This is a genomic window from Actinosynnema sp. CS-041913 (assembly GCF_050942485.1).
Lineage (GTDB): Bacteria > Actinomycetota > Actinomycetes > Mycobacteriales > Pseudonocardiaceae > Actinosynnema.
Map to the genome: position 1 here is coordinate 1,926,287 of NZ_CP192037.1, position 23,714 is coordinate 1,950,000.

25 protein-coding genes and 1 rRNA gene (1 of these 26 cut by a window edge) are annotated in these 23,714 nt (G+C 70.9%); 16 read left to right on the forward strand and 10 right to left on the reverse strand.

Annotated elements, in window-relative coordinates; translation table 11 throughout:
* Positions 1 to 4: 4 nt before the first annotated feature.
* Both ACQPZF_RS09545 and ACQPZF_RS09550 read left to right on the forward strand, forming a co-directional pair.
* Positions 5 to 1,438: a sugar ABC transporter permease gene (locus ACQPZF_RS09545; RefSeq protein WP_433270361.1), complete on the forward strand. Its 1,434-nt coding sequence runs from the start codon at positions 5 to 7 to the stop codon at positions 1,436 to 1,438.
* A 1-nt stretch (position 1,439) separates the two neighbouring features.
* The gene (locus tag ACQPZF_RS09550; RefSeq protein WP_433270363.1) at positions 1,440 to 2,615 is read left to right on the forward strand and encodes an ROK family protein; all 1,176 of its coding nucleotides are present in this window, start codon (positions 1,440 to 1,442) and stop codon (positions 2,613 to 2,615) included.
* A gap of 121 nt (positions 2,616 to 2,736) precedes the next feature.
* On the opposite strand, the gene ACQPZF_RS09555 is transcribed toward ACQPZF_RS09550, so the two are convergent.
* The gene (locus ACQPZF_RS09555) at positions 2,737 to 2,916 is read right to left on the reverse strand and encodes a DUF7455 domain-containing protein (RefSeq protein WP_121011206.1); all 180 of its coding nucleotides are present in this window, start codon (positions 2,914 to 2,916) and stop codon (positions 2,737 to 2,739) included.
* Between the two features lie 557 nt (positions 2,917 to 3,473).
* Between ACQPZF_RS09555 and ACQPZF_RS09560 the strand changes: the two genes are divergently transcribed.
* On the forward strand, positions 3,474 to 4,199 hold the full coding sequence (locus ACQPZF_RS09560; RefSeq protein WP_433270365.1) for a TIGR04222 domain-containing membrane protein: 726 nt from the start codon (positions 3,474 to 3,476) through the stop codon (positions 4,197 to 4,199).
* Positions 4,200 to 4,277: 78 nt separating this feature from the next.
* On the opposite strand, the gene ACQPZF_RS09565 is transcribed toward ACQPZF_RS09560, so the two are convergent.
* Together ACQPZF_RS09565 and ppgK are read right to left on the reverse strand one after the other, a co-directional pair.
* Positions 4,278 to 5,591, reverse strand: a complete 1,314-nt coding sequence (locus ACQPZF_RS09565) for an RNA polymerase sigma factor (RefSeq protein WP_433270367.1) — start codon at positions 5,589 to 5,591, stop codon at positions 4,278 to 4,280.
* A gap of 197 nt (positions 5,592 to 5,788) precedes the next feature.
* Positions 5,789 to 6,550: a polyphosphate--glucose phosphotransferase gene (gene ppgK / locus ACQPZF_RS09570; protein WP_433270369.1), complete on the reverse strand. Its 762-nt coding sequence runs from the start codon at positions 6,548 to 6,550 to the stop codon at positions 5,789 to 5,791.
* Positions 6,551 to 6,645: 95 nt separating this feature from the next.
* Between ppgK and ACQPZF_RS09575 the strand changes: the two genes are divergently transcribed.
* On the forward strand, positions 6,646 to 7,443 hold the full coding sequence (locus ACQPZF_RS09575; protein WP_433274502.1) for an inositol monophosphatase family protein: 798 nt from the start codon (positions 6,646 to 6,648) through the stop codon (positions 7,441 to 7,443).
* A 152-nt stretch (positions 7,444 to 7,595) separates the two neighbouring features.
* Here ACQPZF_RS09575 and cei read toward each other — a convergent pair whose 3' ends face one another.
* Positions 7,596 to 8,267: an envelope integrity protein Cei gene (gene cei / locus ACQPZF_RS09580; protein WP_433270371.1), complete on the reverse strand. Its 672-nt coding sequence runs from the start codon at positions 8,265 to 8,267 to the stop codon at positions 7,596 to 7,598.
* Between the two features lie 483 nt (positions 8,268 to 8,750).
* On the opposite strand from cei, the gene ACQPZF_RS09585 reads away from it, so the two are divergent.
* Entirely contained in the window at positions 8,751 to 9,050 is a 300-nt protein-coding gene (locus ACQPZF_RS09585; protein ID WP_053717171.1) for a DUF4193 domain-containing protein, read from the forward strand.
* A 212-nt stretch (positions 9,051 to 9,262) separates the two neighbouring features.
* On the opposite strand, the gene ACQPZF_RS09590 is transcribed toward ACQPZF_RS09585, so the two are convergent.
* Positions 9,263 to 9,724 carry a DUF3093 domain-containing protein gene (locus ACQPZF_RS09590; protein WP_433270373.1) on the reverse strand — a complete coding sequence of 154 codons (462 nt, stop codon included), beginning with the start codon at positions 9,722 to 9,724 and terminating at the stop codon, positions 9,263 to 9,265.
* Positions 9,725 to 9,748: 24 nt separating this feature from the next.
* Here ACQPZF_RS09590 and dut point away from each other — a divergent pair, with 24 nt between their 5' ends.
* Together dut and ACQPZF_RS09600 are read left to right on the forward strand one after the other, a co-directional pair.
* Positions 9,749 to 10,216, forward strand: a complete 468-nt coding sequence (gene dut, locus ACQPZF_RS09595) for a dUTP diphosphatase (protein ID WP_433270374.1) — start codon at positions 9,749 to 9,751, stop codon at positions 10,214 to 10,216.
* Between the two features lie 5 nt (positions 10,217 to 10,221).
* A complete protein-coding gene (locus ACQPZF_RS09600) occupies positions 10,222 to 10,848 on the forward strand; it encodes a DUF3710 domain-containing protein (protein WP_433270376.1) in 627 nt (208 codons plus the stop codon).
* A gap of 19 nt (positions 10,849 to 10,867) precedes the next feature.
* On the opposite strand, the gene ACQPZF_RS09605 is transcribed toward ACQPZF_RS09600, so the two are convergent.
* Positions 10,868 to 11,635 (reverse strand): alpha/beta fold hydrolase, encoded by a 768-nt coding sequence (locus ACQPZF_RS09605; RefSeq protein WP_433270378.1) that lies wholly within the window; start codon positions 11,633 to 11,635, stop codon positions 10,868 to 10,870.
* A gap of 106 nt (positions 11,636 to 11,741) precedes the next feature.
* On the opposite strand from ACQPZF_RS09605, the gene ACQPZF_RS09610 reads away from it, so the two are divergent.
* Complete coding sequence (locus tag ACQPZF_RS09610; protein ID WP_433270379.1) at positions 11,742 to 12,119, forward strand: OB-fold nucleic acid binding domain-containing protein; 378 nt, start codon at positions 11,742 to 11,744, stop codon at positions 12,117 to 12,119.
* Positions 12,116 to 12,829, forward strand: coding sequence for a DUF3159 domain-containing protein (locus tag ACQPZF_RS09615; RefSeq protein ID WP_433270381.1), 714 nt, complete (start codon positions 12,116 to 12,118; stop codon positions 12,827 to 12,829). The genes ACQPZF_RS09610 and ACQPZF_RS09615 overlap by 4 nt, the downstream gene beginning before the upstream one ends.
* On the opposite strand, the gene ACQPZF_RS09620 is transcribed toward ACQPZF_RS09615, so the two are convergent.
* Positions 12,826 to 13,002 carry a DUF397 domain-containing protein gene (locus tag ACQPZF_RS09620; RefSeq protein ID WP_433270383.1) on the reverse strand — a complete coding sequence of 59 codons (177 nt, stop codon included), beginning with the start codon at positions 13,000 to 13,002 and terminating at the stop codon, positions 12,826 to 12,828. The genes ACQPZF_RS09615 and ACQPZF_RS09620 overlap by 4 nt on opposite strands.
* A complete protein-coding gene (locus tag ACQPZF_RS09625) occupies positions 12,999 to 13,844 on the reverse strand; it encodes a helix-turn-helix domain-containing protein (RefSeq protein WP_433270385.1) in 846 nt (281 codons plus the stop codon). The genes ACQPZF_RS09620 and ACQPZF_RS09625 overlap by 4 nt, the downstream gene beginning before the upstream one ends.
* Positions 13,845 to 13,931: 87 nt before the next feature.
* Between ACQPZF_RS09625 and ACQPZF_RS09630 the strand changes: the two genes are divergently transcribed.
* The gene (locus ACQPZF_RS09630; protein ID WP_433270387.1) at positions 13,932 to 14,138 is read left to right on the forward strand and encodes a hypothetical protein; all 207 of its coding nucleotides are present in this window, start codon (positions 13,932 to 13,934) and stop codon (positions 14,136 to 14,138) included.
* Here the strand turns inward: ACQPZF_RS09630 and ACQPZF_RS09635 are convergent.
* Together ACQPZF_RS09635 and ACQPZF_RS09640 are read right to left on the reverse strand one after the other, a co-directional pair.
* A complete protein-coding gene (locus ACQPZF_RS09635) occupies positions 14,116 to 14,772 on the reverse strand; it encodes a potassium channel family protein (RefSeq protein ID WP_433270389.1) in 657 nt (218 codons plus the stop codon). The two genes, ACQPZF_RS09630 and ACQPZF_RS09635, sit on opposite strands and share 23 nt — an antisense overlap.
* A gap of 1 nt (position 14,773) precedes the next feature.
* A complete protein-coding gene (locus ACQPZF_RS09640) occupies positions 14,774 to 15,592 on the reverse strand; it encodes a potassium channel family protein (protein ID WP_433270391.1) in 819 nt (272 codons plus the stop codon).
* Here ACQPZF_RS09640 and ACQPZF_RS09645 point away from each other — a divergent pair.
* The 6 genes from ACQPZF_RS09645 to ACQPZF_RS09670 form a co-directional block, all read left to right on the forward strand.
* Positions 15,519 to 17,573 carry an APC family permease gene (locus tag ACQPZF_RS09645; RefSeq protein ID WP_433270393.1) on the forward strand — a complete coding sequence of 685 codons (2,055 nt, stop codon included), beginning with the start codon at positions 15,519 to 15,521 and terminating at the stop codon, positions 17,571 to 17,573. The genes ACQPZF_RS09640 and ACQPZF_RS09645 overlap by 74 nt on opposite strands.
* Entirely contained in the window at positions 17,570 to 18,799 is a 1,230-nt protein-coding gene (locus ACQPZF_RS09650) for a class I SAM-dependent RNA methyltransferase (protein WP_433270395.1), read from the forward strand. The genes ACQPZF_RS09645 and ACQPZF_RS09650 overlap by 4 nt, the downstream gene beginning before the upstream one ends.
* 71 nt (positions 18,800 to 18,870) lie before the next feature.
* On the forward strand, positions 18,871 to 20,769 hold the full coding sequence (gene dxs, locus ACQPZF_RS09655; protein ID WP_433270397.1) for a 1-deoxy-D-xylulose-5-phosphate synthase: 1,899 nt from the start codon (positions 18,871 to 18,873) through the stop codon (positions 20,767 to 20,769).
* 143 nt (positions 20,770 to 20,912) lie between these two features.
* Complete coding sequence (locus ACQPZF_RS09660; RefSeq protein ID WP_433270399.1) at positions 20,913 to 21,599, forward strand: response regulator transcription factor; 687 nt, start codon at positions 20,913 to 20,915, stop codon at positions 21,597 to 21,599.
* Positions 21,600 to 21,607: 8 nt separating this feature from the next.
* Complete coding sequence (locus ACQPZF_RS09665; RefSeq protein WP_433274504.1) at positions 21,608 to 22,735, forward strand: sensor histidine kinase; 1,128 nt, start codon at positions 21,608 to 21,610, stop codon at positions 22,733 to 22,735.
* 379 nt (positions 22,736 to 23,114) lie between these two features.
* Positions 23,115 to 23,714, forward strand: a 16S ribosomal RNA gene (locus ACQPZF_RS09670) (it continues 916 nt past the right edge of the window).

Genomic DNA, 23,714 nt, shown 5'->3' on the forward strand with positions numbered 1-23,714 from the left:
CGGCATGACCAACACCACCAGCGAGACGTCCCCGCAGGACACCCCGCCGCCGGCCGCGATCTCCGACTTCGGCATCGACACCACGTCGCGGTCCACCGGCGAGGCGCTGCGCGACTACGCGGCCCGCCTGCGCGGCGGCGAACTCGGTCCGCTGCCCGCCCTGCTCGGCCTGGTCGCGCTGCTGATCGTGTTCAGCTCACTCGCCGACACGTTCCTCACCCTGGGCAACATCGCCAACCTCCTCGCGCAGGGCGCGAGCATCACGATCATCGCCATGGGCCTGGTGTTCGTGCTGCTGCTCGGCGAGATCGACCTGTCGGCCGGCACCGCGTCCGGCGTCACGGCGGCCGTCATGGCGCTGCACCTGGTCAAGGGCGGCAACCTGCTCGGCGGCATGGGCGAGGTGGTCTTCTACGCTTTCTGCGGCCTTCTTCTGCTGGCGGTGGCGCTGGCCGCGCTGATGCGGATCTGGGCCGGCGCGGCGCTCTCCGCCGTGGCGCTGGTGATCTCGCTGATCGGCGTGCCGCCCAACCCGTGGGTCGAGATGCTGCTGGCGATCTGCGTCGGCACCGCGATCGGCTGCCTCACCGGCTTCCTGGTCGCCAAGGTCGGCATCCCGTCGTTCGTCGTGACGCTCGCGCTGTTCCTGGCGTGGGGCGGTGTGGTGCTCCAGTTCGTCGGCCAGGGCGGCACCCTCGGCCTGCACGACGACGTGCTGTTCAACGTCGCCAACGGCAACCTCGGCACGGCCGGCTCGTGGATCCTCTTCGCGCTCGCGACCGGCGGTTATGCTGCCGTCGTGCTGAGCAGGCATTTCTCCAGGCTGCGCAAGGGCCTGGTGGCGTCACCCACCCCGATGGTGCTGACCAAGGTCGGCGCGGTCGTCGTGCTCGCCGCCGCCGGCACCTACCTGTTGACCCTCAACCGCGCGAAGACGGACCTCGTGGTGATCACCGGCGTGCCGTACGTGGTGCCGATCGTGCTGGTGCTGCTGGTGATCGGCACGTTCGTGCTGGAGCGCACCCGCTACGGCCGGCACGTGTACGCGGTGGGCGGCAACCGGGAAGCGGCCCGGCGGGCGGGCATCAACGTCGCCCAGATCCGGATGAGCGTGTTCGTGATCTGCTCCTCGGCCGCCGCGATCGGCGCGATCGTCTACTCGTCCAAGGTCGGCTCCGTCGACCCGAACGCCGGCGGCGACAACACGCTGCTGCTGTCGGTGGGCGCGGCCGTCATCGGCGGCACGTCCCTGTTCGGCGGCAAGGGCCGGTTGCGGGACGCGGTGATCGGCGCGGCGGTGCTCGCGACCATCAACAACGGCATGGGTTTGCTGGACCAGCCCGCGGCCGTGGTGTACATCGTGACCGGCCTGGTCCTGCTGCTGGCCGCCAGCGTCGACGCCCTGTCGCGTCGCCGGGCGGCGGTCGCCCCGCGCTGACGTGACGACACCTCCCACCGCCGGCGCCCGACCCGACGAAGTCCGCAGGCACAACCGCACGGCGCTGCTGCGCAGGCTGCACGTGGACGGCCCGTCCACCAGGGCGTCGCTCGCGGCCGAGCTGGGGCTCAACCGCAGCACGATCAAAGCCCTGGTGGACGGCCTCGCCGAGACGGGCGTCGTCGCCGAGCGGGTGCCCCTGCAACGCTCCGGCGCGGGCCGGCCGTCCCTGCTCGTGCTGCCGCAGCCGCACGCCGCCGTGGTGATGGCCATCGACATCCGGGTGGAGCAGGTGGCGATGGCCTTCGTCGGCCTGGGCGGCGACCTCCTCGGCCGCGACTCGTGGAACCTGCACCACCGGTCCCGCGACCCGGGCGAGGTGATCACGCACATCGCGGACTCGGCCAAGCTGCTGGCCGACGAGCTGGACGTGACGGCGGTGGGCGTCGGCGTGTCCGTGCCCGGCGTGGTGCGGCGGTCCGACGGACTGGTGCACGAGGCGCCCAACCTGCACTGGCGGGACGTGGCGCTGGGCGACCGGCTGTCGGCGGTGCTGAAGGCCCCAGTCCAGGTCGGCAACGACGCCGAACTGGGTGCGCTGGCCGAACACGTCCGGGGCGCGGCCCGCGGTTCCTCGGACGTGGTCTACATCTCCGCCGACGTGGGTGTCGGCGGCGGCGTCATCTCGTCCGGGATGCCCTTGCGCGGCACCGGCGGGTACGTGGGCGAGCTGGGGCACATGGTGGTGCGGCCCGGTGGCCGGCGGTGCTACTGCGGCTGTCACGGCTGCTGGGAGACCGAGGTGGGAGAGGCGGCGCTGTGCCGCGCCCTCGCCCTGCCGGAGGACGCGCCCCGCGGCGCCGTGGTGGCCGAGCTGCGTTCGCTGGCGGCGTCCCCGGAGGCCGTGGCGCACCGCCTGGGCGAGTTCACCGAGTGGCTGGCCATGGGGCTCGTGACGGTGGTCAACATGCTGGGGCCCGAGCAGGTGGTGCTGGGCGACCTGTTCACCGCGCTGCCGGAGCAGGTCGTCGACCGCGTGCGGAGCGTCGTGCAGGAACGCAGCCTGGTCAGCCGGGCGGTCGGGGGCACGCGGATCGTCAGCTCGCCGCTGGGCCGTGACGCGAAGCTCATCGGGGCGGCGGAACTGGCCTTCGAGCCCGTGCTCGGCCTCGTCTGACGCAGGTCCGCCGCCGTTCCGGGATGTTCCGGTGCGGCCCGGAACATGCAGGGGGGCGGAGACCCAGTGGATCTCCGCCCCGGACGGCTAGGGTGCTTACGGGCCTCGCGGCCCGTGATGGTCAGCCCTGCTGCAGTTCGGCAGCGAGTTCGCGCAGCTTCGTGCTGTGCTCGCGGGCGTGGTGCCCACAGAACAGCAGCTCGCCCCCGGAGGGAAGAACGGCGCGTACCTGGGCAGCAGCCCCGCAGCGGTCGCAGCGGTCGGCAGCGGTCAACTCGGGGCGGGTGAGCGTCGTAGTCATGGAAATCTCCCTCCGTCCCGGCACCGGGGATCGGTGCCCTCACACCTAGCTGCGACCACTCCACAACTGGCTGGTGCGTCGTGTTCGCTGGCTCCACTCTTGCAGACGCACGGGCGTAAGTCAGTGTTCCCAAGGCCGTGGCGACCCGCGTCACTCCCCATTTACCCGCGCTCCGGGCCGCTCGAACCCGGCACTTCCACCGATTCGCCCTCCCACGCTCACGTTCCGCTGTCGTGGCAACGGTTTCAGACCTGCGGATACGGTGTCGGGCGCACGCGCACTGGGCCGAACGGTGGGTCGCCGATGGGCCGAACTGTGATCGGTAACACTTTGGTCAGCCCAGAGCGAACACGCCCCGGAATTCCACGATCCGGACGAATCGTGTCCAGTTAACCGGCCCGTCAACCGCGTGCCGGTGGGGTCGATCGACCCCACCGCCATGTCCGAAGGGGCACTCTTCGCGGGGCGGGCGGCCGGTGGCCGTCATCGAGCCGCGACGATGGCGGAGGCGCGACGGATGGCTCGTCGCGGGTGGCTCGCGGGCAAGGGGAGATGACGTGGCGACTTCGTGGACACCGACTCCGCAAGGGGCGGCGGTCGAACTGCGGCCCGAGGAACGGGGGTTCCTGGTGGCCGGGCCGGGCCGGGCCGCCGAGGTGGCGATCGTGTCGCTGGTCGAGGCGGGCGCGGCGCGGATCTCGCGCGACGGGCTGGTGAGTGCCGTGCGCACGAACCACCGGTCGTGGACGCCGTTGCAGGCCGTGGTGCTGCGGTCGACGCCGCGTTCGATGGGCGACGTGGTGTCGGCGACAGCGGACAGCGAGGAGGCCGCGGCGCTGCACCTGAGCCTCATCGAACGCGGCTACCTGACAACCGTCCGCCGCCGCAGGATGGGGCGTTGGGGCCCACTGCTGGTCTTCCTCGCCATGTTCACCGTGCTGGCCACGCTGAGCGACCACATCCGCTTCGAGCACGCCGTGGGCGTGTTCGTGACGGGTGCGCTGCTGTTCGTGCTGCTCCACTTCGCGGGACGGCCGCAGACCGCGTCGGGGCGCGCGGAGGTGAAGCGGCTGAAGGAGGTCGCCACGACCGCGAACCGGGTGGCGCTGGTCGCGTACTACGGGCTGCTGGGAGAGGTCGCCAGGGTCCTGGTGTGGCAGTTGCTGGGCATGGCGCCCGAGGCGGCGAGGACGCTGCGGCGCCGGCGGCCCACCAGTTCCGGCAGCGGCTGCGGTAGCTGGTCCGACTCGTCGGGCGGTGACGGAGACGGCGGCGGCGAGTGACGACGTGAGCCCTGCCACCAGCGCGCCGACGACGAAGGCCGGTGACCTTCCGGTCACCGGCCTTCGTCGCGCGGAATGTCAGTCCAGGTAGTCGCGCAGCACCTGCGACCGCGACGGGTGGCGGAGCTTGGACATCGTCTTCGACTCGATCTGCCGGATGCGCTCGCGCGTCACGCCGTAGACCTGGCCGATCTCGTCCAACGTCCGCGGCTGGCCGTCGGTCAGGCCGAAGCGCAGCCGCACGACACCCGCCTCGCGCTCGGACAGCGTCGCCAGCACCGACTGCAACTGGTCCTGGAGCAGCGTGAACGACACCGCGTCCACGGCCACCACGGCCTCCGAGTCCTCGATGAAGTCACCGAGCTGGCTGTCGCCCTCGTCGCCGATCGTCTGGTCCAGCGAGATGGGCTCACGCGCGTACTGCTGGATCTCCAGCACCTTCTCCGGCGTGATGTCCATCTCCTTCGCCAGCTCCTCCGGCGTGGGCTCGCGGCCCAGGTCCTGGAGCAGCTCGCGCTGGATGCGGCCGAGCTTGTTGATGACCTCGACCATGTGCACCGGGATGCGGATGGTGCGGGCCTGGTCGGCCATCGCCCGGGTGATCGCCTGGCGGATCCACCACGTGGCGTACGTCGAGAACTTGTAGCCCTTGGTGTAGTCGAACTTCTCCACCGCGCGGATCAGACCGAGGTTGCCCTCCTGGATCAGGTCCAGGAACGCCATGCCGCGGCCCGTGTAGCGCTTGGCCAGCGACACCACGAGGCGGAGGTTCGCCTCCAGCAGGTGGTTCTTGGCGCGCTCGCCGTCGCGCACGATCCACCGCAGGTCGCGGCGGAGCTGCGGGGTCAGCTTCTCGCTTTCCTCCTCGGCGCGGCGCACCCGCTCGGCGGCGTAGAGGCCGGCCTCGATGCGCTTGGCGAGTTCGACCTCCTCCTCCGCGTTGAGCAGGGCGACCTTGCCGATCTGCTTGAGGTAGGCGCGGACCGAGTCGGCGGACGCCGTCAGCTCGGCGTCCTTCCGGGCCTGGCGCAGCGCCTCGGACTCCTCCTCGTCCCAGACGAAGTCGCCTTCGCCGGGCTTGGCGGTCTCCTCCTCGGCGGGCTCCTCCTCGACCGGCTCGTCGATCAGCTCGACCTCGTCGACCAAGTCCTCGTCACCGGGGACGCCTTCGAGGTCTTCCGGCTCGTCGCCTTCGCCCGCCTTCTTGGCCTTCACCGGGCCGCCGGCGGGGGCGGCCTTGGCGGCCGTCTTGCGCGGCGCCCGCGTGGCCGTCTTGCCCGCCGCGGCGGTCTTCGCCGCCGGCTTCTTCGCCGGGGCCTTCCTCGCCGAGGTGGCCTTGGGCGTCTCCTCGGCGTCAGCCTTAGCTGCCTGAGTCGTCTTCGCGGCTGCCACGTACGCCCTTTCGCGACTGTCGATCAAGGCAAACCGAAGGGCGCGAACCTCGGTCGCCGGAGTACGGGGGAGAGCCCGCCGGATCGTTCGTCAGCGGGGCACCGTTCCATTGTAACGACGAGAATCGCGTGCTGATGCGCATCACCCGGTTCTGATCCGCACCGGCACGCGTTGTCGCAGCTAGAAGGCTCGCGAATTCAGTGCCGCAGACCTTGCGCGGCGGCCACCGCGGCGCCCACGATGCCCGCGTCGTTCTTCAGGGCGGCGGCGACCACCGGGGTGCGCACGTGCAGCAGCGGCAGCCACTTCTCCGCCTTTTTGCTGACTCCGCCGCCCGCGATGACCAGGTCCGGCCAGATCAGGTTCTCCAGCACGGTCAGGTAGCGCGACACGCGCGGCGCCCACTCCGCCCAAGTCAGGCCCTTGTCCTCCTTCACCGAGGCGGCGGCGCGGGTCTCGGCGTCGTGGCCGTCCACCTCCAGGTGGCCGAACTCGGTGTTGGGCACCAGCTTCCCGTCCAGGAACACGGCGCTGCCGATGCCGGTGCCGAACGTGAGCAGCACGACCAGCCCGTCCCGGTCACGACCGGAACCGAACCGCATCTCGGCGATGCCGGCGGCGTCGGCGTCGTTGAGCACGACGACGTCCCCGGGCGCCTTGCCCAGCCGGTCGGCGAACAGCGCGGCGGCGTCCGTCCCGATCCAGCCCTTGTCCACGTTGGCGGCGGTGTGCGCGACACCGCGCTTGACCACGCAGGGCAGCGTGACGCCGAGCGGACCGTCCCAGTTGAACTTCTCGACGATCTCGGCGACCACCTCGGCGACCGCGTCCGGCGTCGACGGCTGTGGCGTCACGATGCGCAGGCGCTCACCGTCCAGCGCGCCCGCCTCCAGGTCCACGAGGCCGCCCTTGATGCCCGAGCCGCCGATGTCCACGCCGAACCCGCGCGTCATGCCCATCCCCGTGGCCCTTCCTACTCGATTCAGCAACCGTGGGCGCAGACACTAGCCTGCGATTCCCCGATAGTCCCGTGAGAGTGACCCAGGAGGAACAGTTGCGGTTCGATCCACGCGCATTGGTCGAAGTCGCGGTCCGGGTGGGCCGGGAGGCGGGCGACCTCGTGCAGTCGATGCGGGCCTCCGCCGTGTCGGAGGTCGACACGAAGAGCACGATCACCGACGTCGTGACCGCCGCCGACCGGGCGTCCGAGCAGCTTGTGCGCCGCCGGTTGGCCGAGCTGCGCCCCGGCGAGCCCGTCATCGGGGAGGAGGAGGGCGGCGACGCCGTGGACGGCCTGACCTGGGTGGTGGATCCCATCGACGGCACCGTGAACTACCTGTACGGCATTCCGCACTACTCCGTGTCCATCGCCGCCCAGGTCGACGGGGCGTCCGTCGCCGCCGCCGTGGTCGAGCCCTCCAGCGGACGGGTGTGGACGGCGTCCGCCGGGGGAGGGGCCTGGCTCGACGGGCGACGCCTCACCGTTTCGGGTGCGACCCGATTGGATGTTTCGCTGCTCGGCTACGGATTCGCCTACCGCGCCGAGCGCCGGCAGCGCCAGGCGGAGACCTGGGCGGGCATGGCGACCCTGGTCCGGGACATCCGCCGGGCCGGCGCGGCGTCGCTCGACCTGTGCGCGGTCGCCGCCGGACGCCTCGACGCCTACGCCGAGCACGCCCTGGGCCGCTGGGACTGGGCCGCGGGCGCGTTGCTCGCCCGTGAGGCGGGCGCGGTCGTCCACCTGCCCGGTGAGGCCCCGGAACTCGGCGCCGACGCCACGTTCGCCGCCACGCCCGGCATCGCGGACGCCCTGTACGCGGCGCTGGTGGAACACGGCTTCGGCAAGGTCTGAAGGGCGGGCGTCGTCGGCCTCGGCGCGGCCCGGGTCGACAGGGCCGGGTGGGCGGCGCGGCCTGGGTCAGCGGTGCACGTCAGGTCAGCAAGGCCGGGTCGGCGGTGCACGTCGGGTCGGCAGCGCGGCCCGGGTCAGCGGCGCGGGCGGGGTCAGCAGTGCACTTCGCGGGCGCCTTGGAGGTTGTCCGCGTTCAGCGTCGGCGCACTGCGCTCGGCGACCTGGCCACCCTGCTGGTCAGGCTGCTGGGCGGCCCAGTCCGCGAGCTGGTCCAGCACCTTCCGGGCGTCCGAGTTGGGCTTGATCTCGCCGAACTTCTTGCCGATGACCACGTCCACGGTCGCGTCCTGGCGCTCGTCGCGCACCAGCTCCAGGCACGGCTCCAGCAGGCTCAGCGTCCGCGCCGCGCCGGCGCCCGGGGCGCCGAAGCGGATCTGGCCCCGGCAGGTCATGTCGTTCGCCGGGTAGGCCGGGTCGTTGCCCGGCTCCGCCGCCTGCTTCAGACCCAGCTCGACCAAGGTCGTCGCGACGAACCGGGCCTGGTTGCGCTGCGTGCTCGCGTTGAACACGCGGAACTGCACGTCGCCCACCGGCACCGGGTCGGTGCGGTCCAGGGCGTCGTGGCCCAGGACCGTGCCCACCGCGGGCGTCGGCGTCGACGGCGCTCCACCGCCCTCCGGCGGGGGCACGGCGCTCGACGACGGCGCGCTGCCGGGCGTGTTGCACTTGATCGCCGCGTCCACGTCGTTCGCGTCGGCCAGGACGCGATTCCACACCACGACCGCGGTGACGGCGAGCACCACGAACAGCACGAGCGCCGGCACCGGCCGCCGCCTCCGGTACCGCGACGACCCGCTGTTCCCCGAACCGGGCCTCACGTCCGCCGACCTCCCCTGGGCGTAGTGCTGTCGTGATCAGGCTATGCCGCGCCCCACGAACCTGCGTCCCGGGCCCGGCGTAGCGGGCCGCGACCGCCCGGTCGCGGACGGTCAGCGGGGCTCGAAGGCATCGCAACACGGTCGCGCCGGGTGGGCAAGGCCCTCCCTGAAGCCTATCGGGCCTGCGTGCGAAGGGCCTGTCACCCTTCTGCTCAATTAGGGGGAACCCGGTGCACGGCCACCCGATCAATGAGCTACCCTCTCGGCGCTCCGCGCGCTCCCGGAAGCCTGATGCGTCGACGTTCAGGGGGTTGGCGCCCGGCCGCGCGGGCGAGACCTCCGTCACTGGGGACGGAGGGCACAAACAGGGGCGCTGGTGCGTTATCCAGCGACACGAACAGTCTCCGTTGACCGCAGGGGTGAAAGAAGATGGCGACCGACTACGACGCACCGCGTCGCAGCGAGGCGGATGAACTCGCTGAAGACTCCCTAGAGGAGCTCAAGGCGCGGCGCAATGAAACGCAGTCCGGGGTCGTCGACATCGACGAGGACGCTACTGCCGAGAACTTCGAGCTGCCGGGCGCCGACCTGTCCGGTGAGGAACTGACGTTCAAGGTCCTGCCCAAGCAGGCGGACGAGTTCACGTGCTCGAAGTGCTTCCTCGTGCACCACCGCAGCCGCCTCGCCGAGGAAGTGAACGGCCAGTACATCTGCCGCGACTGCGCCTGACCAGCGCGGACAGGTTCTGGCACAGCACCGACGACCCGTTCCTGGGCGCTCACCCCCACCGCCGGGGTGGCGCCCAGTCGCGTTCCGGCGCACCGCCCTCACCCGGCCGGGGTAAATCCGGACCTCACCCCTTCCGCGCACCCGGCCTCACCGCTTCGGTGCACCCGGAACTCACCGCTTCCGTGGGTGACGTCACTCCTTCGTGCGTGACTTCACTCTTTCAGGGCGGCGACCAGCTTCTCCGGCGACCGGACGCTGAACAGCCAGTAGGGCGTCGGGTCGGCGGGGTCGTTCAACGTGATCTTGATCATCGGCCCGACCCAGCCGCGGTGCGCGACGAACGCCATGGGGTCCAGGTTCGGCCCCATCGCCCGGCGCTTGGTCTTCGCGTCGAACACCTCCGCCTCGCCGAGCAGCTCCAGCGGCACGTGCGCCTGGCCGACCCGCAGCTCCCCGCCGGACACCTCGACCTTCAGCGAGCCCATCCGCCACAGCAGCAGCAACGCCAGCGGCACCGTCACGAGGTAGGGCAGCCAGGACCGCACGCCCGGGAAGCCCATGTGGATCTCGGCGGCCAGCAGCACGGCCGCGGCCAGCGGCAAGGGCCAACCCCACCACGGCACGAACAGTCGCTCGCGGAAGGCGGTCGGGGCGGTCACAGCACTCTCGCTCACACGACCAGGGTAGTCTCGCGCGCCGTGCCCAGCGTCGAGGTCCTGCTGTCCCGGCTCGATCCGTCCGTGCCGCTCCCGTCGTACGCCAGACCGGGCGACGCGGGCGCGGACCTGGTGACGACCGAGGACGTGGTGATCGAACCGGGGGAGCGCGCCGTGGTGGGCACCGGCATCGCGATCGCCCTGCCGGAGGGCTACGCCGGGTTCGTGCACCCGCGCAGCGGGCTGGCCGCCAGGGTGGGGCTCAGCGTGGTCAACACGCCGGGCACGATCGACGCCGGCTACCGGGGCGAGATCAAGGTATGTCTGGTGAACCACGACCTGCGCGCGCCGGTCGTCCTGGCACGCGGTGACCGGATCGCCCAGCTCGTGGTGCAGAAGGTGGAGCACGCGGTGTTCCGCGAGGTGGGGGAACTGCCCGGCTCCGAGCGGGGCGCGGGCGGCTACGGCTCGACAGGCGGGCACGACGTGCTCGCCCGGACGGAGGGGTAGGGGCGATGTTCGGAAAGCGCCGCAAGCGCGGTAGGCACTCCGCGAACCGGGGGACGGCGCAACCGGAGGTCGAGTCCGGCGAGGAGTTCCCCGAAGACGGCCCGTACGACGAGGCGCTGGCCCCGGACGACGGCCTGACCAGGCTCGACCTGGGCTCGATCCGCCTGCCCGTGCCGGACGGCGCGCAACTGCAGGTCGAGATGGACCCGGCGGGCGCGGTGCGCGCGGTGCACCTGCTGACGCCGGTCGGCCAGCTCACGGTGAGCGCGTTCGCCGCGCCGAAGTCGGACCGGCTGTGGCCCGAGGTGGGTGCGGAGCTGATCGCGCAGCTCAAGGGCGACGGGTTCCGGATCAACCGGGAGAACGGCGACTGGGGCGAGGAGATCACCGCCCGCAACAACGAGGTGCACCTGCGCTTCGTCGGCGTGGACGGCCCGCGGTGGATGCTCCGCGGCGTCGCGGCGGCTCCCTCGGAGCAGCAGTCGGCGCAGGCCGTCGAGGCGCTGTACGAGCTGATGAGACACACCGTCGTGGCCCGCGGCGACCAGCCGATGCCGGTCCGCACCCCGCTGCCGATCGAGCTGCCGGAGACGATCGCCCGGCACATCGCGGCCCAGCAGGAACAGGGCTAGCACCGCTGCTCCACGGCCGTTACTGGGCGGCCTGGTCGCTGGTGGCTCGGTTGCTGGTGGCTTGGTCGCTGGTGACCTGGTCGACGGTGGCGTGGTCGGCGGCCGGCTGGACGGCCGACAGGTAGGCGTCGAGCGCGGCGCGGCCCAGGGCTTCCCGGTCCGCGCCCAGCGCCTCCAACGTCGTCGTGCGCAGCGCGGCGCGGGGCAGGGCCGCCACCCACTTTCGGGCTACCTCCAACGGGTGGACTGGGTCGTCGGTGCACGCGGCGACCCCGACCGGGACGTCCAGCCCCCGCAATTCACCCGAAGTGGGTGCGGCGGACGCCGCCGATTCCCTCAACACCGACGACAGCCGAGACCCGTACCGGGGCCAGGCGCGCCGCAGCTCGTCGCCGACCCACCCTTCGACGCCCGCCACGGCCGCGACGAGTCCTTCACAGTCAACCGAATCGGCACTGGCCGAAGCCGCCACCGCGGCGGGGGCTCCGTCCGCCGGACCCATCCACGCGGGCAACGCGGCCAGCACTCCCGCGCACCGTTCGGGATGGCGCACCGCCCAGGTCGCGGCGACGTGCGCCCCCAAGGACACACCCCCGACGACCAGCGGTTTTCCCTCCCAGGCGGCGTCCAGCGCGGCGAGGTGCCCGGCGATGGACCGGGACGTCGGAGCCACCAGCGTGAACCCCGCCGACGCCAGCGGCCGGGCGAAGACCGAGCGGACGAACACCTCGTCGGAAGCCGTGCCGGGCAGCACGACGACCCTGGTCGGGACGTGCGACGAACTCATGAGAAGGGATCCTCCCCCAGTCGGATACCCGGTCGGGTGTACCCGGTTACGCTGGCTCTGGACGGGCTTCGCTGTCGAGGCCCACGGATGCACCCAGGAGTCGGGGATGACTAACACTGGGGGCGGCTACTGGCGCCGCCTCGTGCGTCGGCTGACCACCGACGTCAGCGAGCTGGACGCCGACGACCTCTCGCGAAAAGCCGTGGAGGTCGGCGCCGTCCGCGCGTGTGACTGCAAGTCCGGCGAGGAGGTGACGGTGCTCGGCAGGCTGCGCACGGTGGAGCTGTGCCCTCGGGACGCCGCCGCCACGCTGGAGGCGGAGTTGTACGACGGCACCGAGGGCGTCACCCTGGTCTGGCTCGGCCGCCGCCGGATCGCCGGCATCGAGCCGGGCCGCACCATCAAGGCACGCGGCCGGATCGCCGTCCGCGACGGCCGCAAGGTGCTCTACAACCCCTACTACGAGTTGCAGAACGCTTCATGACGACTGAAACAGAGAAGCAGCCGACCCTGCTGGAACAGATGGGCGGGGTCAGCGGCTTGCTGTTCTCCTCCCTGCCGGTGGTGGTCTTCGTCCTGGTGAACGCCTTCGCGGGCCTGATGCCCGCGATCTGGAGCGCACTGGGCTCGGCGGTGGTCATCGGCATCGTGCTCGCCATGCGCAAGGGCTCCGTCCAGCCGGCCGTGTCGGCGGTGTTCGGCGTGGGGATCGCGGCCTTCATCGCCTACCGGACGGGTGACGCCAAGGGCTTCTTCCTGTTCGGCATCTGGCAGAGCCTGGTCTACGGCGGCGTCTTCGTGGCGTCCATCCTGGTCCGCTGGCCGCTGGCGGGCGTGATCTGGAGCTTCCTCAACGGCCAGGGCACGGCCTGGCGCAAGGACCGCGCCTCGGTCCGCGACTACGACATCGCGACCCTGGTCTGGGCGCTGGTGTTCGGAGCCAGGTTCGTGGTGCAGCGGTGGCTGTACGACGAGGCGTCGGTCGGCTGGCTGGCCGCCGCGAAACTGGCCATGGGCTACCCGCTGATGGCGGTCGCGCTGGTCGCGACGGTGTGGGCGGTCCGCCGCTCGGACAAGCGCCTCAAAGCCACCCAGGAACGCGAAGAGCAGGAAAACCGCGAAGCGGAAGAACGCCTCCGCGCCCAAGCTCACCCCACCGCCCAGTCACACCCCACAACGACGGACGAGCACTAAGCACGCTTCAGCGAATCGCGGAACGCCGCGAAGCTGGCAGCGGGGAAGGCGAGAGCGGGTCCGAAGACGTTCTTCGAGTCCCGCACGCCCGACTCTCGTCGCGTGAACAGGACTTCCACGCAGGCGTTGGTCTGATTGCTGCGGCTGCTCTTGCGCCATCCGGACTGGGTCACTTCATCTCCTTCGCGGCCTCCCTGATGAACTCGACGGAGTCCGCCGGACTCAGGGCCTGACTGGCCGATTCGGCATATGCGACGGTGTATTCACGGACCTGCTGACGTCGCTCCAGGATCATGGTCGACGTGAGCGTCTCTTGGTATACCAGGCTCGGCAAGTGCCGCGATGCGAATGTGAGCACTTGGAACGATCCACCCATTGCCGGATATCCGCCGACTCCGAAGGGCAGCACCCGGATCTCGACCTGGGGAGCCACAGCCGCGAGGTGGTCGAGTTGCCGTCGCATGACTTCGGGGCCGCCGATCCGCTGCCGTAGAACGGCTTCGCTGAGCAGTACGGACAGCTCGATCGCGTCTTTGCCGACCAGCCGGGCCTGTCGGGTGAGCCGGGCGTCGACTCGCGGCTCGACCTCCGTCAGCCGGTTGTAGGGCGATCCGGTGGTCATCACCGCGGTCGCGTACTCCTTGGTCTGGAGCGGACCGGGTACGAAGCAGCTCTCGTAGATCTGCTGGGTGGCAGCGGCGTGCTCGAATCCCAGGTAGCGCAGGAAATCCTCGCCGAACAGCCAGGTGTAGCGGTGGTACCAGTCGCGCTGCTCGGCTCGTGCGCGCAGCGCGGACAACTCGCCGATCTCCTCCTCGCCGAACTCGAAGAGCTCGCCGAGCTTGAGCAGGTTGACCTCGGTGATCTTCTTCCGGCCACTCTCGACCGCCGACAGGTTGGGCTGCTGCATGCCGACCGCTTTGGCCGCGCCACCCACCGAGATCCCGAGCTGGTCCCGGCGCTCCCTGAGCCGGAGGCCGAGTTCCCATGCTGATGCGATCGCCGAAGATGCCATGACATCAGTGTTCTAGTTCAGGCCTGACATAGATAGTCACCCGATCGTGGACTATCGGCGGATATGTATCCGTCCTAGTCTGAGTCCATGTACATCGGAATGGGAACCGCCAGGGTGTCCGCCACCATCGACGTGCACGGCGACACCGCGATGACCTGCACCGTCGAGCCGAACGGCCAGGTCGAGATCGGCTTGGGCGAGGACTCCCACCTGTTCCTCACCCCCGCCGGCGCGACCAAGCTCGTCAACGTCCTCACCGACGCGGGCCTGGTCAGTACCCCAGCGCGGACCTGATCTCGCGCTCCACCGCAGCCGCCGCGACGAACAGCAGCTCGTCCCCGCCCTCCAACGTGTCATCAGGCGTGGGCACGATGACCCGCCCACCCCGCAGAATGGTCACCAGCGCGGCATCGCGAGGCAGGTCCAGCGAGTTCACCGGCGACCCGCCCAGCGGCGTGTCCTCGGGCAGCGTGATCTCCACCAGGTTCGCCTGGCCCTGCCGCAACGTCATCAGCCGGACCACGTCGCCGACCGTGACCGCTTCCTCCACCAGCGCCGACAGGATCCGCGGCGTCGACACCGCGACGTCCACGCCCCACGACTCGGTGAACAGCCACTCGTTGGTCGGGTTGTTGACCCGCGCGACCACCCGCCGCACCGCGAACTCGGTCTTGGCCAACAGGGACACCACCAGGTTGACCTTGTCGTCGCCGGTCGCGGCGATGACCACGTCGCAGAGCTGCATACCGGCGTCTTCCAGCGAAGACAGCTCACAGGCGTCGGCCTGCACCCACTCCGCCTGCTCCACGGTGTGCGGCTCGAAGTTCGCCCGGTCCCGTTCGATCAGCATCACCTGGTGGCCGTCGGCCACCAGTTCGGCGGCGATGGACCGCCCGACCGCCCCGGCCCCGGCAATGGCGATTCGCACCTCAGGCCTCCTCAGGCGCTTGGGCCGCCGCCGCGGCCACATCGGTCACGGTCCCGGACAGGGCCGCCGCGTACACCACGTCATCGGCCTGCAACACGGTCTTCGCGTCCGGCAGCACACCGGTCCCGAACCGCATCACGAACGCGACCCGGCAGCCGGTGGCGTTCTCCAAGTCCCGGACCAGGTGTCCCACCCAGTCCTCGTGCAGGTCCAGCGGCAGCACCGCCACCGAACCGGACGGGTCGCGCCACGCGGTCGCCGCGCCCTCGGGCAGCAGCATCCGCAGGAACCGGTCCGTCGACCACGGCACGGTCGCGACCGTCGGGATGCCCAGCCGCTCGTACACCGCCGCGCGCTTCTCGTCGTAGATCCGGGCGACGACGGCCTCCACGCCGTACGTCTCCCGCGCCACCCGCGCCGAGATGATGTTCGAGTTGTCGCCGCTGGACACGGCCGCGAACGCGCCCGCCCGCTCGATGCCCGCCTCGATCAGCACCTTCTGGTCGAAACCGTTGCCGACCACGTGCTGGCCGTGGAAGTCGGACCCGAGCCGGCGGAACGACTGGACATCCTTGTCGATCACCGTGACCTGGTGGTCCAGGCGTTCCAGGGCCTTGGCCAGGGACGAGCCCACCCGGCCACAACCCATGATCACCACGTGCACGAAAGCCTCCTGAACGACGCTTGGGGAGAACCTACCCACGATTAGTCCGACCAGGGGACCTGACCCCTTACGCTTTCCACCCGTGTCCAAGCTCGCAACCGCGGCCAAGCGCCTCCTGGTCGGCCGCCCCTTCCGGAGCGATCGACTGGCGCACACCCTCCTGCCCAAGAGAATCGCCTTGCCGGTGTTCGCCTCGGACGCCATGTCGTCCGTCGCGTACGCGCCGGAGGAGATCTTCCTGGTGCTCTCCGTGGCAGGCCTGAGCGCTTACACGATGGCGCCCTGGGTGGGGGTGGTGGTCGTGGTCGTCATGCTCACCGTCGTCACGAGCTACCGGCAGAACGTGCACGCCTACCCGTCCGGCGGCGGCGACTACGAGGTGGCCACGGTCAACCTCGGCCCGCGCGCCGGCCTGACGGTCGCCAGCGCCCTCTTGGTCGACTACATCCTCACCGTCGCGGTTTCCATCTCGTCGGCGGCGGCGAACATCGGCTCCGCCATTCCGTTCGTCGCCACCCACAAGGTCGAGTTCGCGGTCGCCGCGATCGTCCTCCTCACCGCCATCAACCTGCGCGGCATCCGCGAGTCGGGCTCGGCGTTCGCCATCCCGACCTACGCGTTCATGGTCGGCATCCTGCTCATGATCGGCTACGGCCTGGTCCGGGGCCTGATCATGGGCGACGAGATGCGCGCCGAGAGCGCCGGGCTGGAACTGCGGGCCGAGGACGACCACCTGATGGGCCTCGCGTTCATGTTCCTCGTCCTGCGGGCGTTCTCCTCCGGCTGCGCCGCCCTGACCGGCGTGGAGGCCATCAGCAACGGGGTGCCCGCGTTCCGCAAGCCGAAGTCCCGCAACGCGGCGACCACGCTGCTGGCGATGGGCCTGATCGCGGTCACCATGCTGCTGGGCCTGATCGTGCTGGCCCAGCTCACCGGCGTGCGGATGGCCGAGGACCCCGCGCACCAACTGGTCAACGCGCCCGACGGGTACGTGCAGAAGACCATGGTCGCGCAGATCGCGGGCGCCGTGTTCGACGGCTTCCCGGTCGGGTTCTTCTTCATCACGGTCGTCACCGCGCTGATCCTCGTGCTGGCCGCGAACACCGCGTTCAACGGCTTCCCGGTGCTCGGCTCGATCCTCGCCCAGGACCGCTACCTGCCCCGCCAACTGCACACCCGCGGTGACCGGCTGGCGTTCAGCAACGGCATCGTCTTCCTGGCGGGCGCGGCGATCGTGCTGGTCATCGCGTTCGACGCCGAGGTCACCAAGCTCATCCAGCTCTACATCGTGGGCGTGTTCGTGGCGTTCACGATGAGCCAGACCGGGATGGTCCGGCACTGGAACCGGCTGCTGGCCACCGAGACCGACGCCGCCGCCCGCAGCCGGATGCGCCGCTCCCAGGCGATCAACGCGGTCGGCCTGGTGATGACCGGCTCCGTGCTGGTCGTCGTGCTGATCACGAAGTTCACCAAGGGCGCGTGGATCGCCATCGCCGCGATGGCCGCCATCTACGCGCTGATGACCGCGATCCGCCGGCACTACGACCGGGTCGCCGAGGAGCTGCGCCAGCAGGAGCGCCAACGGCTGCTGCCCGCCCGCAACCACGCCATAGTGCTGGTCTCCAAGCTGCACATGCCGACGCTGCGGGCCCTCGCCTACGCCAAGGCCACCCGGCCGGACGTGCTGGAGGCGGTCACCGTGAACGTGGACGACTCCGACACGCGCAGGCTCGTGCGCGAGTGGGAGAAGGAGAACTTCAAGGTGCCGCTGAAGGTGATCGAGTCCCCCTACCGGGAGATCACCAAGCCGGTGCTGGACTACGTCAAGCGGGTCCGCAGCGACAACCCGCGGGACGTGGTCACGGTGTTCATCCCGGAGTACGTGGTCGGCCACTGGTGGGAGCAGGTGCTGCACAACCAGAGCGCGCTGCGCCTCAAGGGCAGGCTGCTGTTCGAGCCCGGTGTGATGGTGACCAGCGTGCCGTGGCAGCTAGCGTCGTCCAAGAAGGTGACGGACAAGGACGTGATCGCGCCCGGGGCCATCCGGCGCGGCCTGGACAAGCGCGGCTCGGCGGCACCGGGCCCGGAGACACGTGGCCCGGACAAGCGCCGCACGGAAGAACGGGACGGCAAGTGACGGCCACCTGGAAGCAGCGGCTCATCGAGGTGGAGGTCGGCGCGGTCGCGCACGGCGGGCACTGCGTCGCGCGGCACGAGGGCCGGGTGATCTTCGTCCGGCACGCCCTGCCCGGCGAGCGCGTGCGGGTCCGGATCACCGAGGACACCGGCGGGTCGTTCTGCCGCGGCGACGCCGTGGAGGTCCTGCAAGCGTCACCCGACCGGGTGGAACCGCCGTGTCCGTTCGCGGGCCCCGGCCGCTGCGGCGGCTGCGACTGGCAGCACGCCTCCTGGCAGGCCCAGCGCGAGCTGAAGGCCGCCGTCGTCAGCGAGCAGTTGCGCCGGCTGGCCAAGCTCGACTGGGAGGTCATCGTCGAGGACCTGCCCGGCGGGCCGGAGGACTGGCGCACCCGGCTGCGGATGGCGGTCGGGCCGGACGGCCGGGCCGGGTTCCGCGCCCACCGCAGCCACCAGGTGATCCCGGTGGACGGGTGCGTGATCGCCGCGCCCGGCGCGCTGGACGGCGTGGTCGACCGCACGTGGCCGCCGAAGTCCGAGCTGGTGGTGACCCGCGACGCGGGCGCTCAGGTGCACCTGACCGAGATCGGCCCGCCGATGCTCCGGCGCGGACGCCCCGTCCCCGGCCCGGCCCGCCGCCGCCGGGGCAGCGGCACGGCCACCGAACTCGCCGCCCACCGCGCCTGGAACGTCCGCGCGGACGGGTTCTGGCAGGTCCACCCGGCCGCCGCCGACACGCTCGCCGCCGCGGTCCGGGACTGGGCGGACTGCGGGCCCGGCGAACGCGCCTGGGACCTGTACGGCGGCGTGGGCCTGTTCGCGTCCGTGCTGGCCGAGCAGGTCGGCGTGACCGGCTCGGTGGCCGTGGTCGAGTCGTCGGTCCGGGCGGTCGAGGACGGTCGGGCCAACCTGTCCGACCTGCCCCAGGTCCACTGGCACCCGGGCCGCACCGAGGCGGTGCTGGAGACACCCGGTTTCGCGGACCTCCCGCCGGACGTCGTGGTGCTCGACCCGCCGCGCAAGGGCGCGGGCCGGGCCGTGGTGGCCGCGATCGCACGCGGACGCCCCACCCGTGTGGTTTACGTCGCGTGCGACCCGGCCGCGCTGGCCCGCGACATCGCGGCGTTCGCCCACCACGGCTACGAATTGGCCCAGCTCAGGGCGTTCGACGCGTTCCCGATGACGCACCACGTCGAATGCGTCGCCCTGTTGAGGCCCGTTCGCTGAGCGCCGTCTCAGCCTGTGGTCCGTAGACTGACCGGACGATCGGGGAGCCAACCACAGGGCGAGGTGGAGCGGTGACGCTGCTGGAATCCGTGCACGGACCGGCGGATCTGAAACGGCTGGAGCACGACGAGCTGGTGCGGCTCGCCGAGGAGATCCGGCGGTTCCTGGTCGACAAGGTCTCCCGGACCGGCGGGCACCTGGGGCCCAACCTGGGGGTCGTCGAGCTGACGATGGCGGTGCACCGCGTCTTCGACTCCCCGCACGACCCGGTGGTGTTCGACACCGGCCACCAGAGCTACGTGCACAAGATCCTCACCGGCCGCGCGGGGGAGTTCGACACCCTCCGCCAGCGGGGCGGCCTGTCCGGCTACCCGTCGCGGTCGGAGAGCGAGCACGACGTGGAGGAGAACAGCCACGCCTCCACCGCGCTGTCCTACGCCGACGGCCTGGCCAAGGCGTTCCAGCTCACCGGCCGGCGCGGGCACGTCGTCGCGGTGGTCGGCGACGGCGCGCTGACCGGCGGCATGTGCTGGGAGGCGTTGAACAACATCGCCGCCGGCCGGGACCGGTCCGTGGTGATCGTGGTCAACGACAACGGCCGGTCCTACTCGCCGACCATCGGCGGCTTCGCCGACCACCTGGCGTCGCTGCGCCTCCAGCCCGGCTACGAGCGGGCCCTGGAGCGCGGCAAGAACGCCCTCCAGAGCGCCCCGTTCGTCGGCAAGCCGCTCTACGCGGCCCTGCACGCGGCCAAGCGCGGCATCAAGGACGCGCTGAGCCCGCAGGCCCTGTTCGAAGACCTGGGCATGAAGTACATCGGCCCGGTCGACGGCCACGACCACCTGGCGCTGGAGTCCGCGCTGCGCCGCGCCAAGTCGTTCGGCGGGCCGGTCATCGTGCACACGGTGACCCGCAAGGGCAACGGCTTCGCGCCGGCCGAGAACCACGAGGCCGACCAGATGCACGCCACCGGCATCATCGACCCCATCACCGGCGCGAACCTGAGCCCGGCCAAGCGCACCTGGACCCACGTGTTCGCCGACGAGCTGGCGGCGCTGGGCGGCGAGCGGTCGGACCTGGTGGCCATCACGGCGGCCATGCGCGGGCCGACGGGCCTGGACAAGTTCGCGGGCCTCTACCCGGACCGGTGCTTCGACGTGGGCATCGCCGAACAGCACGCGATGACGTCGGCGGCCGGCCTGGCGATGGGCGGCCTGCACCCGGTGGTGGCGGTCTACGCGACGTTCCTGAACCGGGCGTTCGACCAGCTCCTGATGGACGTGGCCATGCACAAGCAGGGCGTCACGGTCGTGCTCGACCGCTCCGGCATCACCGGCCCGGACGGCGCGTCCCATCACGGCATGTGGGACCTGTCGATCTGCGGCCTGGTCCCCGGCATCCACGTGGCCGCCCCGCGCGACGCGGCGACCCTGCGGGAGGAGTTGCGCGAGGCCGTCGAGATCGCCGACGCGCCGTCCGTGGTCCGCTACCCGAAGGCCTCGGTGGGCGACGACCTGCCGGCCCTGGAGCGCGTCGGCACGGTGGACGTGCTCAGCCGGTCCGGTGACGACGTGCTGCTGGTCACGGTGGGCGCGTTCGGCGCGCTGGGCGTGGCCGCCGGGCAACGCCTCGCCGACCAGGGCATCGGCGTGACCGTCGTGGACCCGCGCTGGGTGTTCCCGGTGTCGGGCGACCTGGTCGAGCTGGCCTCCCGCCACCGCCTCGTGGTGACCGTGGAGGACGGCGGCCGGCACGGCGGTTTCGGCTGGGCGCTGGCCGCCGCGCTGCGGGACGCCGGCCTGGACGTGCCGCTGCGCGACCTGGGCATCCCGCAGGAGTTCCACGAACACGGCGAACGCGCCGAGGTGCTGGCGGACCTCGGCCTGACCGCGCAGGACGTGGCACGCCGGATCACCGAGTGGGTCGTCGCGGCCGAGCCCGCCCGGATCGGCGCGACCGCGGAGCAGTGACCGGTGGAGCCGTGGCCGGTGGAGCGGTGACCGGCGCGCGGTGACCGATGGAGCGGTGACCGATGGAGCGGCGAGCGGTGACCATGGAGAAGTGACCGGCCGGCGCTAAGCGCCTTCTCAGGGATATGTGGCACCTTTGTGTGGTGCGGATCCTGGTAGTCGAGGACGAGGTGCCACTGGCCGACGCGATCGCGCGCGGCCTGCGGCGCGAAGGCATGGCCGTGGACGTCGCCTACGACGGCGAGACGGGACACGAGAAATCCACCGTGACGCGGTACGACGTGGTCGTGCTCGACCGCGACCTGCCCGGCATGTCCGGCGACGAGCTGTGCAAGGAGATCCTCAGCTCCGGCGCCCTCACCAGGGTCATGATGCTCACCGCCAGCGCGGGCCTGGACGACCGCGTCGCCGGCCTGTCGCTGGGCGCGGACGACTACCTGGCCAAGCCCTTCGCGTTCCCCGAACTGGTCGCCCGGGTGCGCGCGCTGGCCCGCCGCGCCACCCCGGCCACCCCGCCGCTGCTCACCGCGCGCGACGTGGAGCTGGACCCGGCCCGCCGGACCGTGCGGCGCGGCGGCCGGCCCGTCGAACTGACCCGCAAGGAGTTCGGCGTGCTGGAGGTGCTGCTCGCCGCCAAGGGGTCCGTGGTCAGCAGCGAGGAGCTGTTGGAACGCGTCTGGGACGAGAACGCCGACCCGTTCACCACGACCGTCCGGGTCACCGTGATGACGCTGCGCAAGAAGCTCGGCGAACCCGGCATCATCGACACCGTGGTCGGCTCCGGCTACCGGGTGCCCACAGCGGACGCCACCGAGGGCGGCGCGCGCTGAACGCTGGGCTGCGCCGGCGCGGGCCGGGACTCCGGGTCCGGCTCACGCTGCTCGCGGCCGGGCTGGTGGCCTTCGTCAGCGGCCTGCTCCTGCTGCTCGGCTGGATGCTCGTCGGGCGGGTAATCGCGTCGTCGCCGCGGTTCCCCGACGGCAGCACCGTGCGGGTGGACGGCGTCGAGGTGGACTCCGGGGTGCTCGCCGACGTCCTGGGCCAGCAGGCGCGGGACGACGTGCTGAGGTCCGGGTCGATCGCGTTCCTGTGCGTGGTCGCCGCCGCCGCGTTGCTGGCGTGGACCATCACCGGACGCGTGCTGCGGCCCGTGCACGACGTGACCGACGCGGCACGCAAGCTGTCCGCCGAGTCGCTGGGGGAGCGGCTGCGGTTGGCCGGCCCGCGCGACGAGGTCGCCGTGCTGGCGGACACGTTCGACGAGATGCTGGACCGGCTCCAGGCGGCGTTCGACTCCCAACGGCGGTTCGTCGCCAACGCGTCGCACGAGCTGCGCACGCCGCTTTCGGTGATCCGCACCGAGCTGGAGGTGACGCTCGCGGACCCCGATGCCGACGAAGACGAGCTGCGGCGGATGGCGTCCGTGGTGCGCGCGGCGACGGAGCGGGCCGAGCAACTGGTCAGCGCGCTGCTGCTGCTCGCCCGCACCGACGGGCTGGGCCTGGCGGTGCGGGAGCCCGTCGACCTGAACGCCGTGGTCGAGTCCGCCTGGAAGGCCGTGCGGACCGAAGCGACGGAACGCCAGGTGCGGGCGTCGTTCGTGACGGGGCCCGCGCCGGCCGTGGGAGATCCCGCGCTGTTGGAGCGGATCGCGGGCAACCTGCTGGAGAACGCCGTCCGGCACAACCTGGTCGGCGGGTGGATCGAGGTGCGCACCGAGGGCGGGCCCGAGTGGACGTCGCTGCGGGTGTCCTCGTCCGGGCCGGCCATCGCGCCGGGCCGGGTGGACGAGCTGTTCGAACCGTTCCGCCGGGGCGGCACCGACCGGACCGCGCGCACCGGCACCGGGCTGGGCCTGTCCATCGTGCGGGCCGCCGTCGCAGCTCACGAGGGTCGCGTGCACGCCACCGCCATCCCCGGCGGAGGGCTCTCGGTGGCCGTCCTGCTGCCCTCGGCGCCGCACTGAAAGATCTTCGGGTGGCACCGGTCACACATGATCCGGTTTTAGCTCGACGGCACGTAGTCCCACCTGCGCAGACGCCGTCCTGGACCCCCGATTTGTCTCTGCGTTGGGCGAGGTGTAACTTTCTCTCTGCCAGCGCGGAACGGGCCGGAGCGAGACACCGGAACGGAGCGCGGCGAACATCAGCCCCGGATCAAGTCGCCAGCGGTGACGAGTGATGGTGAGCGCGTGTTCTTTGAGAACTCAACAGCGTGCCGAATAGCCAGTAAATTTATGAACCTCGTCAAGAGGTTTCCTTTGAGATTGACTGGACAACTGGCAATATGCACGGACCAGATTCCGGTTCGTGTTGTCAGTGTTGTCCGAGCGATCAAACCATTCCTTATTGGAGAGTTTGATCCTGGCTCAGGACGAACGCTGGCGGCGTGCTTAACACATGCAAGTCGAGCGGTAAGGCCCTTCGGGGTACACGAGCGGCGAACGGGTGAGTAACACGTGGGTAACCTGCCCTGTACTCTGGGATAAGCCTGGGAAACTAGGTCTAATACCGGATACGACCTGTCACCGCATGGTGGTGGGTGGAAAGTTCCGGCGGTATGGGATGGACCCGCGGCCTATCAGCTTGTTGGTGGGGTGATGGCCTACCAAGGCGACGACGGGTAGCCGGCCTGAGAGGGTGACCGGCCACACTGGGACTGAGACACGGCCCAGACTCCTACGGGAGGCAGCAGTGGGGAATATTGCACAATGGGCGGAAGCCTGATGCAGCGACGCCGCGTGGGGGATGACGGCCTTCGGGTTGTAAACCTCTTTCAGTAGGGACGAAGCGTGAGTGACGGTACCTACAGAAGAAGCACCGGCTAACTACGTGCCAGCAGCCGCGGTAATACGTAGGGTGCGAGCGTTGTCCGGAATTATTGGGCGTAAAGAGCTCGTAGGCGGTTTGTTGCGTCGGCCGTGAAAACTTCACGCTTAACGTGGA